Below are 16106 nucleotides of genomic sequence, written 5' to 3'. Positions count from 1 at the left end.
GGGCGCCCGGAGAATGTTCCGGGCGCCCCTCGTCGTCGTAGAAACGACTACAGCTTCTCGATCACGTAGTCGACGCACTTCGTCAGCGCCTCGACGTCGGCCGGGTCGATCGCCGGGAACATGGCGACGCGGAGTTGGTTGCGGCCGAGCTTGCGGTAGGGCTCGGTGTCGACGATGCCGTTGGCGCGCAGGACCTTGGCGATGGCGGCGGCGTCGATGTCGTCGACGAAGTCGATCGTGCCGATGACCTGCGAGCGCTTGGCCGGGTCGGTCACGAAGGGGTTCGCGAACTTGATGTCCTCGGCCCAGCCGTACAGCGTCCGTGCGGAGGTGGCGGTGCGGCGGACCGCCCAGTCCAGGCCGCCCTGGCCGTTGATCCACTCCAGCTGGTCGTTGAGCAGGAAGAGGGTGGCGAGGCCGGGGGTGTTGTAGGTCTGGTTCTTGCGGGAGTTGTCGATCGCCGTGGGCAGGCTGAAGAACTCCGGGATGTGCCGTCCGCTCGCGTGAACGCGCTCGGCGCGCTCGATCGCGGCGGGGGAGAAGACGCCGATCCACAGACCGCCGTCGGAGGCGAAGGACTTCTGCGGGGCGAAGTAGTAGACGTCGGTCTCGGCGATGTCGACCGGGAGGCCGCCGGCGCCGGACGTGGCGTCGACCAGGACGAGGGCGCCCTCGTCGGCGCCGGCCACGCGCTTGATCGGCATGGCGACACCGGTCGAGGTCTCGTTGTGCGTGAAGGCGTATACGTCGACGCCCGCCTCGGCGACCGGCTCGGGGTGCGTGCCGGGGTCGGTGGAGATGACGTCCGGTTCGGCCAGCCAGGGGGCGAGCTTCGCGGCCTTGGCGAACTTGGAGGAGAACTCGCCGAAGGTGAGGTGCTGCGACCTGTTCTCGATCAGGCCGTGGGTCGCGATGTCCCAGAACGCGGTCGAGCCGCCGTTGCCGAGGACGACCTCGTAGCCGTCGGGCAGCTGGAACAGCTCACGGACACCCTCGCGCACCTTGCCGACCAGGTTTTTCACCGGGGCCTGGCGGTGGGAGGTGCCCATGAGGGACGTACCGGTGGCGGCCAGCGCGTCCAGCGCTTCCGTCCGCACCTTGGAGGGGCCCGCGCCGAAACGTCCGTCGGCGGGCTTGATGTCAGCGGGAATCTGGATCTCAGCCACGGAAGGGAGGGTAGCCGTTGGGGGAAACCTGGGCGAAACGTGGTCCGTCGGGTGAGACGGCGTTGGTGATTGGGTTGATATATGTCTGATCTCGAAGCGGAGCTGCGCAAGGCCGTCCGGGGTGAGGTCGGTTTCGATGTCACCTCCCGGGCGCTGGTCACCATGGACGCGTCCAACTACCGGCGTGTCCCGCTCGGCGTCGTGGCGCCGCGGGACGCCGACGACGTGGCGGCCGTGCTGGGGGTGTGCCGGGAGCGCGGGGTGCCGGTGGTGGCGCGGGGCGGAGGCACGTCCATCGCGGGCCAGGCCACCGGCACCGGCGTGGTGCTGGACTTCACCCGGCACATGAACCGGCTGGTGTCCCTGGATGCGCAGGCGCGTACGGCCGTCGTCCAGCCGGGCCTCGTCCTCGACAGTCTCCAGCAGGCGGCCGCCCCGCACGGGCTCCGGTTCGGGCCCGATCCGTCCACCCACAGCCGGTGCACGCTCGGCGGGATGATCGGGAACAACTCGTGCGGGTCGCACTCGGTGGCGTGGGGGACGACCGCGGACAGTGTGCGGGAGCTGGACGTGGTCACCGGACGGGGTGACCGGCACCGGCTGGGGCAGGGGTGGGCAGGGGCGCCGGAAGGGCTACGGGCGCTCGTGGACGGCGACTTGGCGCGGCTGCGCACCGGATTCCCCGACCTGCCCCGCCGTATCTCCGGATACGCACTGGACGCGCTGCTGCCCGAGAAGGGCGCCGACGTCGCCCGTTCCTTCTGCGGCTCCGAGGGCACGCTGGGCGTGCTGACCGAGGCGGTCGTACGGCTGGTCGAGGCGCCACGCGCGCGTGCGCTGGCCGTGCTGGCGTACGCCGACGAGGGCGCGGCGGCGGAGGCGGCGGCCGGTCTGCTGCCGTATGGGCCGCTGACGGTGGAGGGGATGGCGGCGGACCTGGTGGCGTCGACGGTTGCCCTTCCCCGGGGCGGGGCCTGGCTGTTCGTGGAGACGGGCGGGTCGGACGCGGCGGAGGCACGCGCGCGTGCGGAGGCGATCGTGCGGGCGGCCGATGTCATGGGCTCCCTGGTGGTGACGGACGGCGCCGGGCAGCGGGCGCTGTGGCGGATCCGGGAGGACGCGAGCGGTACGGCGACACGGATGCCCGACGGGAGCGAGGCGTGGCCGGGGTGGGAGGACTGCGCCGTTCCGCCGGAGCGGCTGGGGGCCTATCTGCGCGACTTTCGCGGGCTGTTGAGCGCGCACGGCCTGCGCGGCACGCCGTACGGGCACTTCGGCGACGGCTGCATCCACGTCCGTATCGACTTCGACCTGATGACGGACGCGGGCGTCGCCCGCTTCCGGCGCTTCTCGGAGGAGCTGGCGGAGGTCGTCGTGGCGCATGGTGGCTCGTTGTCGGGGGAGCACGGGGACGGACAGGCGCGGGCCGAGTTGCTGCCGAAGATGTACGGCGAGGAGATGGTGGGCCTCTTCGAGCGGGCGAAGGGCGTGTGGGATCCGGACGACCTGCTCAATCCGGGGATGCTGGTACGGCCGTCTCCGTTGGACGCGAACCTCCGCTTCTCCGTCCTGCCGCGCAAACCGGTCGACGTGGCCTTCGGCTACCCGTCCGACGGCGGCGACTTCTCGGCGGCGGTACGGCGGTGTGTGGGGGTCGCGAAGTGCCGCACGACGTCGGTTTCCGGGTCTGCGGTCATGTGCCCTTCCTTCCGCGCGACCGGCGAGGAACAGCACTCCACGCGCGGGCGTGCCCGGCTGCTGCACGAGATGCTCGCGGGGGAGCTGGTGACGGACGGCTGGCGTTCGGAGGAGGTGCGGGACGCGCTCGATCTGTGTCTGTCCTGCAAGGGGTGCCGCTCCGACTGTCCGGTCGAGGTCGACATGGCCACGTACAAGGCGGAGTTCCTGCACCACCACTACGAAGGGCGCCGCCGGCCGGCCGCGCACTACAGCATGGGGTGGCTGCCGGTGTGGCTGCGGGCGGTGGCCCGTACGCGCGCGGCTCGGCCGGTCAATGTGCTGGCGGGGGTCCGGCCGTTGGCCTGGGTGGCCAAGCGGCTGGGCGGGATCGCGCCCGAACGGGACATTCCGCGGGTGGCGGCGGAGACCTTCAGCCGGTGGTGGGGGCGGCGGGTCCAGGAGCGGGCGGGACGGGTGTTGAGGCCCGTCACCGAAGGCGACCACTCCTTCGGTGACGGCCTGCACACGGTCGCCCTTCTGTGGCCGGACACCTTCACCGAGCACCTGTCGCCGTCGGTGGGTCAGGCGGCCGTACGGGTCCTGGAGGCGGCGGGCATCTCGGCGGTGCTGCCGCCGACGGAGACCCTGGCGGGACACCGGGGCCGCGTCTGCTGCGGTCTGACGTACGTCTCGACGGGCCAACTCGACCGGGCGCGAGCAGTGTTGGGCCGTACGCTCGATCTACTGGAGCCCCTGCTGGACCGGCCCGTACCGGTCATCGTCCTGGAACCGAGCTGCGCGGCCGCCCTGCGCGCGGACCTCCCGGAACTCCTCCCCGACGACCCGCGCGCCCGCCGCCTCGCCGACCGCGTCCTGACCTTCGCGGAGGCGCTGGAGCGGCTGGCGCCCGACTGGACGCCGCCGCGCCTGGACCGGGCTGCGGTCGGGCAGACCCATTGCCATCAGCATGCGGTGCTGCGGGACGCGGCCGATCGGCGGCTGCGTCAATCGGCCGGGCTGACCGGGGAGTTGAGCGGTGGCTGCTGCGGGCTCGCCGGCAACTTCGGTTTCGAGGAGGGGCACTTCGAGGTGTCGGCGGCGTGCGCGGAGGAGCAGTTGCTGCCGGCGGTGCGGGAGGCGGGCGAGGGGGCGGTGGTGCTGGCGGACGGGTTCTCCTGCCGGACGCAGCTGGAGCAGCTGGCGGGGGTGCGGGGGCGGCATCTGGCGGAGGTGTTGGCGGAGGGGCTGGACGGGGGCGGGAGTTGAGGGTCAGGAGAGCCAGTCGGTGTAGCGGGTGGGGGCGAGGTGGGCGTCCTTGTCGGTGAGGACGTCACCCTTGACGGCGGCGAACATGCCGGCGGTGGGGTCGGTGACGACGGTCCGCTTGTCGCCCTTGCGGGACAGGGTGATCCGGCCCACCTCGTCGAGGAGGAAGATCTCGGGTCCGCCGATGTTGTGAATGCCGTTCAGCGGGGCGCCCTCGGCGACCTCCGTCACCGCCTGGGCCACGTCCTTGGCGGCGATCGGCTGGATCGGCGTGGCGGGCAGCCGGACGGTGTCGGCGTCGGCGGTCCAGGACAGGACGGCGTCCATGAACTCCATGAACTGCGTTGCCCGGACGATCGAGTACGGGACCGGCCCGGCGGCGAGGACGGTTTCCTGGAGCGCCTTGGCCCGGTAGTAGTCCAGCTCCGGCACCTGGTCCACGCCGACGATCGACAGGATGACGAAGTGTCCGACGCCGCCCTTGTGGGCCGCGGCCAGCAGGTTGTCCATCGAGGTCTGGAAGAAGGCCGGGGAGGCTTCGTCGAAGGTCGGGGAGTTCGTCAGGTTGACGACGACGTCGGCTCCCGCCACCGCCTCGTCCAGTCCCTGGCCGCTGATGACGTCGACCCCGGTGGACTGCGAGTGCGGCACCGCCTCGTGCCCGGCGGCGTTCAGATTCTTGACGACCTGCGACCCGATCAGCCCGGTACCGCCGATGACCGCGAACTTCATGGCATGCCCTTCGTCGGAGGTATGTCCGCAATATGGCATGTGAACGCCCAGGTGGGCAGTGCACGCGTCCAACTCGGACAAGTTCTGTCCGAGACTATACCCGGACAAGAATTGTCCGGGTAGGGATGGCTGATTACAGTGGCCGGGTGAAGATGTCCGGCGGAGTCGAGTGGGCCCTGCACTGCTGCGTCGTGCTCACGTCGGTCGAGGAACCCGTCCCCGCGACCAGGCTGGCGGAACTGCACGACGTATCGGCGAGCTATCTGGCCAAGCAGCTGCAGGCGCTCTCCCGGGCCGGGCTGGTGCGCTCGGTCCAGGGCAAGGCGGGTGGCTATGTCCTTACCCGGGAAGCCGCCTCGATCACGGTCCTCGATGTGGTCGAGGCGGTCGACGGTCCCGACCAGGCGTTCACCTGCACGGAGATCCGCCGGCGAGGCCCGTTCGCCACCCCGGCCGAGTCGTGCACCGCGCCGTGCCCGATTGCCCGCGCGATGACCGCGGCGGACGCGGCCTGGCGGGAAGCGCTGCGTGCCGTCTCGATCGCCGATCTGGTTCAGGACGTCGCGTCCGACTCCGGTCCCGACGCGATCGCCCGCATCGGGACGTGGCTTTCCGCGGCGCAGGCCTGAGTGCGGCGTCAGCGGCCATCGACGAACGTGACCGTCTCGTCGAGCGGCGCCCGGCCCGTACGGGCGTAGTCCACCGTCACGTCCTCGAACCCGATCGACATGCCGCAGAAGAGGATGAGCTCGTCCGGGGGTGACAGGACCTCCGCGACGGTCTTGCGGAACTTCGCCCAGGCCATCTGCGTGCAACTGTGCAGCCCTTCGGCGCGCAGCAGCAGCATGACGGTCTGCAGATACATGCCGACGTCGGACCACTGGGCCGGGCCCAGGTCGCGGTCTATGTAGCAGAACAGGGCGGCGGGCGCCCCGAAACAGTCCCAGTTCGCGGAAGCGGCCCTCTGACGCGCCTCCAGGTCCTCGCGCGGAATGCCCAGTGCGCCGTAGCGCTGCTCGCCGAAGGCGGATCGACGTTCGCGGTACGGGGACTTCAGCGCGGGCGGGTACTGCTCGTACTCCGGCTCGTCCCAGGGGTCGCCCGCGGCCAGGCGCTCGCCGGCCCGCTTCTTGAGCTCGGCCAGCGGTCCGTCGGTCAGCACGTAGGCGTGCCACGGCTGGAGGTTCGATGCCGACGGCGACCAGGCCGCGGCGGAGAGCACGCGTTCCAACGCGCCCGTCGGCAGCGGCCGTTCGGTGAATCCGCGTACCGCTCGTCGGCTTGTGACCGCCTCGTAGACGTCCAAGATCGTCTGCCTCCCTGTCTGCTCAACGCGTCCACTTGGGTTGCAGTCGCGACAGTATCATTCGATACCATCTCGTGTTTAACTATCGCCGAGTGGGAATCCTCAGCCCATGGCTCCCTGCCCTGGGCACCGCTCTGTTCCTTGGAGAAAGCCATGGCCACGCTGCTGCACATCGACTCGTCCGTGCTCCCGGGCGAGGTGTCCGCGTCCCGTTCGGTCGCGGACGCCTTCCGCAGGGCCTGGGAGGAGCAGCACCCGGAGGGCGTGGTGATCTACCGCGACCTCGCCGCCGCCCCCGTCCCGCACATCACCGCCGACGCCTGGACCGCCGGTTACGCCGCCCCGTCCGAGCGCACCCCGGAGCAGGCGGCCGCGTTCGCCGCGCGAGAGAAGCTCATGGAGGAGCTGGAGCGGGCGGACGCCGTCCTGATCGGCGCCCCCATGTACAACTTCTCGATCCCCTCGACCCTCAAGGCATGGCTGGACAACGTGCTCCTGCTCGGCCGCACCGCAGGCGGAACCCCCTCGGCCCAGGGCACCCCGGTCGTCGTTGTCGCCAGCCGCGGCGGCTCCTATGCGCCGGGCACCCCGCGAGAGGGCTTCGAGTTCGTGCAGAACTACCTGAAGGCCGTCCTTGAGCGCACCCTCGGCCTGGACCTCGACTTCATCGTCCCGGAACTCACCATGGCCCCCCGCAACCCGGCCATGTCCGAACTGGTGCCCCTCTACGAGGCGTCCCGCGAGCGCGCCTTCGAGGATGCGGCCACCAAGGCCAAGGAGCTTGCGGAGCGTCTCGCCGCGTGACCGCGGGCGTCGGACGCCGTGTGACGCCCTGCCTCCGCGCGTCACATGGCGTCCTCGTCGCCCGGCTTACGCCTCGTCGTCCGCGGGATGAGCGAACCGGGTCAGCAGATCCGTCAGCTGCTCGGGCTCGCCGGGACCCAGTCCGGCAACCAGGCGCTCGGCCAGCGGCTCGGCAGCACCATGGGCCGCGTCGAAAAGCTCCAGGCCCTCGGGCGTGATCTCCACTGCCCGCGCGCGCCGGTCTGTGGCAACGGCCCTGCGTACGGCCAGCCCCCTGCGCTCCAGGTCGTCCACGACCCGCATGATTCCCGCCTTGTCCGACCCTGTCGCCGCCGCCAAGTCCCGCTGCACCGTGGGCCCGCGGTCGACCAGCACGATCAGCACGGCGAAATGACGCAGCTCGATACCGAGCGGCCGAAGCGCCTCCGTCATCACCCCGGCCGCATGCCAGTGGGCGCGGCGCAGCAGCAGGCCGAGAGCGAAAGGCGAGGGGTCCCCGGGGCGGTCGGTCGCACGCGAGGCGGTGGTTCTGCGGGGGGTGTCGCCGGTCATGGGGGCACGTTATCAGCCATGAATTCAGTCGATACGGTATCGTTTGAAACCAAATGAGGCAGGGACCTGGCCGAGCCGGAGGTCGCCGCCGCTGATCGCGTCGTGCCGGCGCTGACACGCCGCCGGTGTTCCAGCGCGGAATCGCGTCCTGCCGAGCAGTCCGGGCCGGGACCATGGCCGGTGTGCTGGTCCGGCAGGGCAGCGGCTCAGCGTCGTGCTGCGAGGTGAGCTGCCGGACGGGCGTCGTGGGCGGCTGCCGTGGCGGCCCAGGCGTCGAGCAGCCGGGCCGCCGAGCCGCCGACGGGTCCGACGGCGTCCGCCAGGATGTCGGGGGAGGGCAGCCGGGCCCCGGCCACCGCGTTGACCGCCTCGGCCGGGTCGTCGATCGTCGACGAGCACACCGACAGCAGGTACTCCGGCACGCTCAGCGCGGGGTCGGTGCAGCCGACGAGCGGGACGCCGACCGCCGCGACCAGCGGGAAGACCGTGCCGGGGATGCCGATCGCCGCCTCCGCCCGGGCCGCGGCCCGCACCGAGGGCACCTTGCTGATCTCGTAGCGGTCCCACAGCGCCGGGTCCTCACGGGGATGCAGGCCGACCAGGATGTGTCGCCCGGCCGCCGCGAGCTGCTCCGCGGCGGCGAGCAGCAACTCCGTGCCGGGCGCGGCGCCGCCGGTGTCGTCGGAGTGGGTGACGCTCGTGAGCACCAGGACGAGGCCCGGCTCCGGCCAGTGTTCCGGCAGCGTGTCGGTCTGCGGCGAGCCGACCACACGGATCCGCCGTCGCGTACCCAGGTACCCGCCGAAGGCCCGCGCCTCGGCGGGCGACGAGGAGGTGATCGTACGCAGCCGGTGCCGCAACCACCGTGCGCCGGGCGCCTCCTGGGGTCCCAGATACGCCAGCGAGCTCGCCGTCGACGGCAACCGTGCGAACCGGTGGGCGCACTCGAGCGGCCAGTCGCCGGCACCGGTCACCACCAGCAGGTCCGCCGCCGGCGCCGTGTCCGGTGTGGCCACCGGCACCGGGTCTCCGGGCGTGATTTGCGACAGGTCCGGCACCAGCTGGGTCACCTGCCAACGCCGTCGAACGGCCTCGGCGAGCAGCGGCTGGACGTGGTACGTACCCCAGGGCTCATTGGTGGCGATCAGCACCCGCAGCCGTCGACGGTGACCGGGTGGCGCGGCGAGCGCGGGCCGGCCGACGCCGATGGCCAGGGCAAGGCCGGCCGCCGTGGTGACGCCGCCACGGAGCACGGCGCGGCGCGACAGGAGGGACTGCGCCCGGGGCGCGTCCGAACGCTCGAATACGAAGTGATCGGTCACCGGCCCACTGTCTCAGCGGGCTCCGAACGGGTCAGGGGCTTCAACGGAGCCTCGGCGGACGTCAATCCGGCGTTCCGGCTGCTGCCTTCCAGTGGACATGCTCGCCGGAGCCCCTTCCGTCCACACTCCGGGACAGCCGCATAACGGCTTCACACCCCTGACGAAGTCCACTACCCTGGACCGAGCAGTTCATCGTGATGAACAAACCCCCGAGTCAAGTCATTGGAAGGTCCCGTGAGCACCCCCAGCGCCGCCGCCCCGTCCGACCCGACCTCGGTCGGCCCCGTGACGGACCATGCGCCCGCTCCTGTTGCCCCGCGCCGTTGGGGTTCCCTCGGGCCGGTCGGCCTGGTGCTGGCCGGAGGCGTCTCCGTGCAGTTCGGCGGGGCCCTGGCCGTGACGCTGATGCCGCGGGCGGGCGCCCTGGGTGTCGTGACGCTGCGGCTGCTGGCGGCCGCGATCGTGCTGCTCCTGATCTGCCGCCCCCGGCTGCGCGGCCACTCCCGCACCGACTGGGGCACGGTCGTCGTCTTCGGCGTCACGATGGCCGCGATGAACGGCCTCTTCTACCAGGCCGTCGATCGCATCCCGCTGGGCCCCGCCGTCACCCTGGAGGTGCTCGGCCCGCTCACCCTCTCCGTCCTGGCCTCCCGTCGAGCCGTCAACCTCATCTGGGCCGGACTCGCCCTCGCCGGCGTCTTCCTCCTCGGCGGCGGAGGCTTCAGCAGCCTCGACCCCATAGGAGTGGCCTTCGCCCTGGGGGCCGGCGCCATGTGGGCTACCTACATAGTCTTCAGCGCGCGTACGGGCCGACGCTTCCCGCAGGCCGACGGCCTCGCCCTCGCGATGGCGGTCGCGGCGCTGCTGTTCCTGCCCCTGGGTGTCGCGGAGGCCGGGACGAAGCTCCTCGAACCGACGACCCTCGCACTGGGCTCCGCCGTAGCGATCCTGTCGTCCGTCCTCCCGTACACCCTCGAACTCCTCGCCCTGCGCCGCCTGCCCGCCTCCACCTTCGCGATCCTGATGAGCCTGGAGCCGGCCCTCGCCGCGACAGCGGGCTTCCTCATCCTCCACCAGTCCCTCTCCGCCATGGAGGCCGCCGCGATCGCCCTGGTCATCGCCGCCAGCATGGGCGCGGTGCGGACGCAGGTGGGGCGGGGGAAGGCGAAGGGGCTGGAGGTCCACTGACGTGGGGCTGCGCTGAGGCCGGTCCGAACCGGTTCTGAATCCAGCGGCCAACAATGCAAGCACGCTTGCTTGTTTTCTGCGTCGCTGCCATGCTCCGTAGCGCACCACCCCGCACACCGCCGTGCCCGAGGGGAGCGCTCCGTGTCCGATCCGACGCCTGTGATCGACGACCTGCGTGAGGAGAGCCAGGAGCTCGACCGACTCGTGGGGGAGCTGAGCGAGGAGCAGTGGGCGCTGGTCACCCCGGCCGTGGGCTGGACCGTCGCCCACCAGATCGCGCACCTCGCCTGGACCGACCGTCGCGCGCTGCACGCCATGACGGACCCGGACTCCTTCCGCCGTGAGATCGAGAAGGCCCTCACCGCGCCGGACTCCTTCGTCGACGAGGGCGCACAGGAAGGCGCGGCCAAGCCGCCGGCCGAACTGCTCGCCGACTGGCGGGCCGGACGCAAGGCCCTCGACGACACCCTGCGCTCGGCACACACGGGCACGCGCTTTCCCTGGTACGGCCCACCCATGTCGGCCGCCTCCATGGCAACCGGCCGACTTATGGAGACCTGGGCCCATGGCCAGGACGTCGCGGACACCCTCGGTGTGGTCCGCCCACCCACGGACCGGCTCCGGCATGTGGTCCGCATCGGGGTGCGGGCCCGGGACTATGCCTTCATGGTGCACGGGCTGACCGCACCCGCCGAGGAGATCCGGGTGGAGATCGCCGGCCCCTCAGGGGACCTGTGGACCTACGGCCCCGAAGGCGCCCCCCAGCGCGTCACCGGCCCCGCCCTCGACTTCTGCCTCCTGGTCACCCAGCGCGCCCACCGCGCCGACCTCGCCGTACGGGCCGAGGGGCGCGACGCCGACCGCTGGCTGGACATCGCCCAGGCCTTCGCGGGCCCGGCCGGCGCCGGACGCCCGCCGAAAGGAGCCGAGGCGTGACCCTTCGGATCGGCAACGCCTCCGGCTTCTACGGCGACCGCTTCGACGCCATGCGCGAGATGCTCACCGGCGGTGAACTGGACGTCCTCACCGGCGACTACCTCGCCGAACTCACCATGCTCATCCTGGGCCGGGACCGGCTGAAGGACCCCGGCGCCGGTTACGCCCGCACCTTCCTCCGCCAGTTGGAGGAGTGTCTCGGCCTCGCCCACGAGCGCGGCGTCAAGATCGTCACCAATGCCGGCGGGCTCAACCCGGCCGGACTCACGGACGCCGTAAGGAAGCTGGCGGACAAGCTCGGCATCCCGGTACGCGTCGCCCATGTCGAGGGCGACGACCTCACCGCACAGCACCCCGGCAGCCTCGCCGCCCACGCCTACCTCGGCGGCTTCGGTATCGCGGCCTGTCTGCGGGAGGGCGCCGACATCGTGGTGACCGGGCGGGTGACGGACGCGGCCCTGGTCACCGGGCCCGCCGCCGCCCACTTCGGCTGGCAGCCCGGGGAGTACGACCGGCTCGCGGGCGCCGTCGTCGCCGGGCACGTCCTGGAGTGCGGGGCACAGGCCACCGGCGGCAACTACGCCTTCTTCCGTGACGGCGACGTACGCCACCCCGGCTTCCCGCTCGCCGAGCTTCACGAGGACGGCAGCTGCGTCATCACCAAACACCCCGGCACCGGCGGCTTCGTCGACGTGGGCACGGTCACCGCGCAGCTCCTCTACGAGACCGGCGGCGCCCGGTACGCCGGGCCCGACGTCACCGCCCGGCTGGACACCGTACGGCTCACCCGGCAGGGCCCGGACCGCGTCCGCATCGAGGGCGTACGCGGCGAGGCCCCGCCCCCGACCCTCAAGGTCGGCCTCAACCGGCTCGGCGGCTTCCGCAACGAGGTCACTTTCGTCCTCACCGGACTAGACATCGAGGCCAAGGCCGATCTCGTACGGGAACAGATGACGGACGCGTCGGCCAAGTCCCTGCCCGCCGACGTCCGTTGGGATCTCGTCCGCACCGACCGGCCCGACGCCCCGACGGAGGAGACCGCGAGCGCCCTGCTCCGGCTCGTCGTACGCGACCCCGACCAGGAGACCGTCGGCCGGGCGCTCTCCAGCGCCGCCGTGGAGCTGGCGCTGGCCAGTTACCCCGGCTTCCATGTGCTCGCCCCACCCGGAAAGGGCGCGCCTTATGGGGTCTTCGAGGATGTGTACGTCCCCCATGGCGACGTCCCACATATGGCCGTCCTCCACGACGGGCGCCGAATCCCTGTGCCCCCGGCCCACGACACTGCCGTACTCGACGACGAGCCCATCGCGGAGCCGTCCCTGCCCGAGCCACTGCCGGACGGACCCAGGAAGCGCGCCCCCCTCGGCCTCGTCGCCGGGGCCCGCAGCGGGGACAAGGGCGGGAACGCGAACGTCGGGGCGTGGGTGCGAACGGACGACGCCTGGCGGTGGCTGGCCCACGAGCTGACAACTGACAGATTTCAACAGCTGATACCTGAAAGCCGTCAGCTGTCCGTCACCCGGCACCTGCTGCCCAACCTTCGCGCCGTCAACTTCGTCGTCGAAGGAATCCTCGGCGAAGGCGTCGCCGCCCAGCACCGCTTCGACCCGCAGGCCAAGGCCCTCGGCGAATGGCTGCGCTCCCGCCACCTGGACATCCCGGAGGCCCTCCTTTGACGGTTCTCAGTACCGCTCTCGACCTCAACGGCGCCGACTACCGGGCGAGCCGCGACGCCATGCTGGCCAAGCTCGCCGACCTCGACGCCGAGCATGCGAAGGCGCTCGCCGGGGGCGGCCCGAAGTACGTCGAGCGGCATCGCAAACGCGGCAAACTCCTCGCCCGCGAACGCATCGAGCTGCTCCTCGACCCCGACACGCCATTCCTGGAGCTGTCGCCGCTGGCCGCCTGGGGCAGCGACTACACGGTCGGCGCCTCCCTCGTCACCGGTATCGGGGTCGTCGAGGGCGTGGAGTGCCTGATCACCGCCAACGACCCGACCGTACGCGGCGGCGCAAGCAACCCCTGGAGCCTGAAGAAGGCTCTGCGCGCGAACGACATCGCGCTCGCCAACCGGCTGCCCTGCATCAGCCTGGTGGAGTCCGGCGGCGCCGATCTCCCTTCCCAGAAGGAGATCTTCATCCCGGGCGGGGCCATCTTCCGCGACCTCACCCGGCTCTCCGCCGCCGGGATCCCGACCCTCGCCGTCGTCTTCGGGAACTCGACCGCCGGCGGCGCGTACATCCCCGGCATGTCCGACCACGTGATCATGGTCAAGGAACGCGCGAAGGTGTTCCTCGGCGGACCGCCGCTGGTGAAGATGGCCACCGGCGAGGAGAGCGACGACGAGTCGCTCGGCGGCGCCGAGATGCACGCGCGCGTGTCGGGTCTCGCGGACTACTTCGCCGTCGACGAGCCGGACGCGCTCCGGCAGGCGCGGCGCGTCGTCGCCCGGCTCAACCACCGCAAGGCGTACGAGGATCCGGGCCCCGCCGCGCCGCCCAAGTACGACGAGGACGAGCTGCTGGGCATCGTGCCCGGGGACCTTCGCACCCCCTTCGACCCGCGCGAGGTGATCGCCCGGATCGTCGACGCCTCCGACTTCGACGAGTTCAAGCCGCTGTACGGGAGCAGCCTGGTCACCGGCTGGGCGACGCTGCACGGCTACCCGGTCGGCGTCCTCGCGAACGCCCAGGGCGTGCTGTTCAGCGAGGAGTCCCAGAAGGCCGCCCAGTTCATCCAGCTGGCCAACCAGCGCGACATCCCGCTGCTCTTCCTGCACAACACCACCGGCTACATGGTCGGCAAGGAGTACGAGCAGGGCGGCATCATCAAGCACGGCGCGATGATGATCAACGCCGTCTCCAATTCCCGCGTCCCCCACCTGTCCGTGCTCATCGGGGCCTCGTACGGCGCCGGGCACTATGGCATGTGCGGCCGCGCCTACGACCCCCGTTTCCTCTTCGCCTGGCCCAGCGCCAAGTCCGCCGTCATGGGCCCGCAGCAACTCGCCGGCGTGCTCTCGATCGTCGCCCGCCAGTCGGCCGCCGCGAAGGGCCAGCCGTACGACGAAGAGGGCGACGCGGCGCTGCGGGCGATGGTGGAGCAGCAGATCGAGTCCGAGTCCCTGCCGATGTTCCTGTCCGGGCGGCTGTACGACGACGGCGTCATCGACCCCCGCGACACCCGCACCGTCCTCGGCCTGTGCCTGTCGGCCGTCCACACCGCCCGCTACGAGGGCGCGCGCGGTGGCTTCGGCGTCTTCCGGATGTGAGGGATCACCAGTGATCACTTCTGTGCTCGTCGCCAACCGGGGCGAGATCGCCTGCCGGGTCTTCCGCACCTGCCGTGAGTGGGGAATCCGGACGGTCGCCGTGCACTCGGACGCCGACGAAAACGCCCTCCACGCGCGCGTGGCCGACACGGCGGTACGGCTGCCGGGGGCGGCGCCCTCCGAGACGTATCTGCGCGGCGACCTGATCGTGAAGGCGGCCCTGAACGCCGGCGCGGACGCTGTGCACCCCGGCTACGGCTTCCTCTCCGAGAACCCCGGCTTCGCACGCGCGGTCATCGACGCGGGCCTCACCTGGATCGGGCCGCCCCCCGAGGCGATCGAGGCGATGGCGTCCAAGACGCGCGCCAAGGAGCTGATGGGTATCGAGCCCCTGCGCGAGGTCACCGAGGCGGACCTGCCGGTGCTGGTGAAGGCGGCAGCGGGCGGCGGGGGCCGTGGCATGCGGATCGTGCGCCGGCTCGATGACCTGCCCGCCGAACTCGAGGGCGCACGCGCCGAGGCCCACAGCGCCTTCGGCGACGGCGAGGTCTTCGTCGAGCCCTACGTAGAGGACGGCCGGCACGTCGAAGTGCAGATCCTTGCCGATGAACACGGCACGGTGTGGGCGCTCGGCACCCGGGACTGCTCCCTCCAACGACGCCACCAGAAGGTGATCGAGGAGGCCCCGGCACCGGGTTTGAAACCCGAACTGACGGAGTCCTTGTACGAGATGGCCGTACGAGCCGCCCGCGCCGTCGGCTACGTGGGCGCGGGCACCGTCGAGTTCCTCGTCGCCGGCGACACGGCCCACTTCCTGGAGATGAACACCCGGCTCCAGGTCGAACACCCCGTGACGGAAGCCGTGTACGGCATCGACCTCGTCGCCCTCCAACTCCGCGTCGCCGAAGGCCACGCCCTCGACATCGACCCCCCACGCGCGCGTGGCCACGCCGTCGAGGCCCGCCTCTACGCCGAGGACCCGGCCCGCGACTGGGCCCCGCAGACCGGCACCCTGCACCGCCTCGCCGCCCCCGACGGCATCCGGCTGGACACCGGCTACACCGACGGCGACGAGATCGGCGTCCACTACGACCCGATGCTCGCCAAGGCCGTCACCCACGCCCCCACGCGCGCGGAAGCCATCCGCATACTCGCCGGCGCCCTCGAACGCGCCGCCGTCCACGGCCCGCCCACCAACCGCGACCTCCTCGTCCGCTCCCTGCGGCACAAGGAGTTCACCACCGCCCGCATGGACACCGGCTTCTACGACCGCCACCTCACCGCACTCACCGAACCCGCGCCCGACCCCCACGCCCCCCTCGCCGCGGCCCTCGCCGACACCCACGACCGCTCCCGCTTCGGCGGCTGGCGCAACCTCCCCTCACAGCCGCAGACCAAGCGATACGAGATGGCGGGCGAGGAACACGAGGTCCACTACCGGCACACGCGCGCGGGGCTCGCGGCAGAGGGCGTCCGCGTGGTCCACGCCGACGCGCGTCTCGTCGTACTCGAAGTGGACGGCGTACAGCGCAAGTTCGAGGTGGCGCGGTACGGCGACGACCTCTACGTGAACACCACCGCCCTGAAGTCCCTGCCCCGCTTCCCCGACCCGACGACCCAGCACGCCCCGGGCTCGCTCCTGGCCCCCATGCCGGGAACGGTGGTCAGGGTCGCGGAGGGCTTGGCCGTAGGAGCCGCCGTGGAGGCCGGACAGCCCCTCCTGTGGTTGGAGGCGATGAAGATGGAACACAAGGTCACGGCGCCGGCCACAGGAACGCTGAGCGCCTTGGAAGCAGTGCCCGGACAACAGGTGGCGGTCGGTTCTCTACTGGCGGTGGTGGAACCCACCTAAGGGGCGCGGGGAACTGCGCGACCAGCCACAC

At 71.5% G+C, this 16106-nt stretch carries 13 protein-coding genes; 8 read left to right on the top strand and 5 right to left on the bottom strand.

Annotated elements, in window-relative coordinates; all coding sequences use genetic code 11:
- Positions 1-47: 47 nt before the first annotated feature.
- Positions 48-1166 carry a phosphoserine transaminase gene (gene serC, locus KCH87_RS27520; protein WP_210588952.1) on the bottom strand — a complete coding sequence of 373 codons (1119 nt, stop codon included), beginning with the start codon at positions 1164-1166 and terminating at the stop codon, positions 48-50.
- Positions 1167-1247: 81 nt separating this feature from the next.
- Between serC and KCH87_RS27515 the strand changes: the two genes are divergently transcribed.
- A complete protein-coding gene (locus KCH87_RS27515) occupies positions 1248-4112 on the top strand; it encodes an FAD-binding and (Fe-S)-binding domain-containing protein (RefSeq protein WP_210588951.1) in 2865 nt (954 codons plus the stop codon).
- 3 nt (positions 4113-4115) lie between these two features.
- Here the strand turns inward: KCH87_RS27515 and KCH87_RS27510 are convergent, their stop codons facing one another.
- Positions 4116-4844 (bottom strand): SDR family oxidoreductase, encoded by a 729-nt coding sequence (locus tag KCH87_RS27510; protein WP_210588950.1) that lies wholly within the window; start codon positions 4842-4844, stop codon positions 4116-4118.
- Positions 4845-4996: 152 nt separating this feature from the next.
- On the opposite strand from KCH87_RS27510, the gene KCH87_RS27505 reads away from it, so the two are divergent.
- Positions 4997-5473, top strand: a complete 477-nt coding sequence (locus KCH87_RS27505) for an Rrf2 family transcriptional regulator (protein WP_210589031.1) — start codon at positions 4997-4999, stop codon at positions 5471-5473.
- A gap of 8 nt (positions 5474-5481) precedes the next feature.
- On the opposite strand, the gene KCH87_RS27500 is transcribed toward KCH87_RS27505, so the two are convergent.
- Positions 5482-6150, bottom strand: a complete 669-nt coding sequence (locus KCH87_RS27500; protein WP_210588949.1) for a nitroreductase — start codon at positions 6148-6150, stop codon at positions 5482-5484.
- Between the two features lie 153 nt (positions 6151-6303).
- On the opposite strand from KCH87_RS27500, the gene KCH87_RS27495 reads away from it, so the two are divergent.
- A complete protein-coding gene (locus KCH87_RS27495; protein ID WP_210588948.1) occupies positions 6304-6954 on the top strand; it encodes an FMN-dependent NADH-azoreductase in 651 nt (216 codons plus the stop codon).
- 66 nt (positions 6955-7020) lie between these two features.
- Here KCH87_RS27495 and KCH87_RS27490 read toward each other — a convergent pair whose 3' ends face one another.
- Together KCH87_RS27490 and KCH87_RS27485 are read right to left on the bottom strand one after the other, a co-directional pair.
- Positions 7021-7506, bottom strand: a complete 486-nt coding sequence (locus KCH87_RS27490; protein WP_210588947.1) for a MarR family winged helix-turn-helix transcriptional regulator — start codon at positions 7504-7506, stop codon at positions 7021-7023.
- A 206-nt stretch (positions 7507-7712) separates the two neighbouring features.
- A complete protein-coding gene (locus KCH87_RS27485) occupies positions 7713-8828 on the bottom strand; it encodes a hypothetical protein (protein WP_308298929.1) in 1116 nt (371 codons plus the stop codon).
- Between the two features lie 234 nt (positions 8829-9062).
- On the opposite strand from KCH87_RS27485, the gene KCH87_RS27480 reads away from it, so the two are divergent.
- The 5 genes from KCH87_RS27480 (at position 9063) to KCH87_RS27460 (ending at position 16075) form a co-directional block, all read left to right on the top strand.
- Positions 9063-10016: a DMT family transporter gene (locus KCH87_RS27480; protein WP_210588946.1), complete on the top strand. Its 954-nt coding sequence runs from the start codon at positions 9063-9065 to the stop codon at positions 10014-10016.
- A 141-nt stretch (positions 10017-10157) separates the two neighbouring features.
- Positions 10158-10952, top strand: a complete 795-nt coding sequence (locus KCH87_RS27475) for a TIGR03084 family metal-binding protein (protein ID WP_210588945.1) — start codon at positions 10158-10160, stop codon at positions 10950-10952.
- Positions 10949-12628 carry an acyclic terpene utilization AtuA family protein gene (locus KCH87_RS27470; protein WP_210588944.1) on the top strand — a complete coding sequence of 560 codons (1680 nt, stop codon included), beginning with the start codon at positions 10949-10951 and terminating at the stop codon, positions 12626-12628. The genes KCH87_RS27475 and KCH87_RS27470 overlap by 4 nt, the downstream gene beginning before the upstream one ends.
- Positions 12625-14223, top strand: a complete 1599-nt coding sequence (locus tag KCH87_RS27465; protein ID WP_210588943.1) for an acyl-CoA carboxylase subunit beta — start codon at positions 12625-12627, stop codon at positions 14221-14223. The genes KCH87_RS27470 and KCH87_RS27465 overlap by 4 nt, the downstream gene beginning before the upstream one ends.
- A gap of 10 nt (positions 14224-14233) precedes the next feature.
- Positions 14234-16075: a biotin carboxylase N-terminal domain-containing protein gene (locus KCH87_RS27460; protein WP_210588942.1), complete on the top strand. Its 1842-nt coding sequence runs from the start codon at positions 14234-14236 to the stop codon at positions 16073-16075.
- Positions 16076-16106: the final 31 nt, after the last annotated feature.

This window comes from Streptomyces sp. GESEQ-35 (genome assembly GCF_017948485.1).
Taxonomy (GTDB): Bacteria; Actinomycetota; Actinomycetes; order Streptomycetales; family Streptomycetaceae; genus Streptomyces.
This window is presented reverse-complemented; position numbering and strand designations above follow the sequence as displayed.

Coding starts and splice junctions, on each gene's coding strand:
- KCH87_RS27515 (WP_210588951.1), top strand. CDS start 1,248: ATGTCTGATCTCGAAGCGGAGCTGCGCAAGGCCGTCCGGGGTGAGGTC.
- KCH87_RS27510 (WP_210588950.1), bottom strand. CDS start 4,844: ATGAAGTTCGCGGTCATCGGCGGTACCGGGCTGATCGGGTCGCAGGTC.
- KCH87_RS27505 (WP_210589031.1), top strand. CDS start 4,997: ATGTCCGGCGGAGTCGAGTGGGCCCTGCACTGCTGCGTCGTGCTCACG.
- KCH87_RS27495 (WP_210588948.1), top strand. CDS start 6,304: ATGGCCACGCTGCTGCACATCGACTCGTCCGTGCTCCCGGGCGAGGTG.
- KCH87_RS27490 (WP_210588947.1), bottom strand. CDS start 7,506: ATGACCGGCGACACCCCCCGCAGAACCACCGCCTCGCGTGCGACCGAC.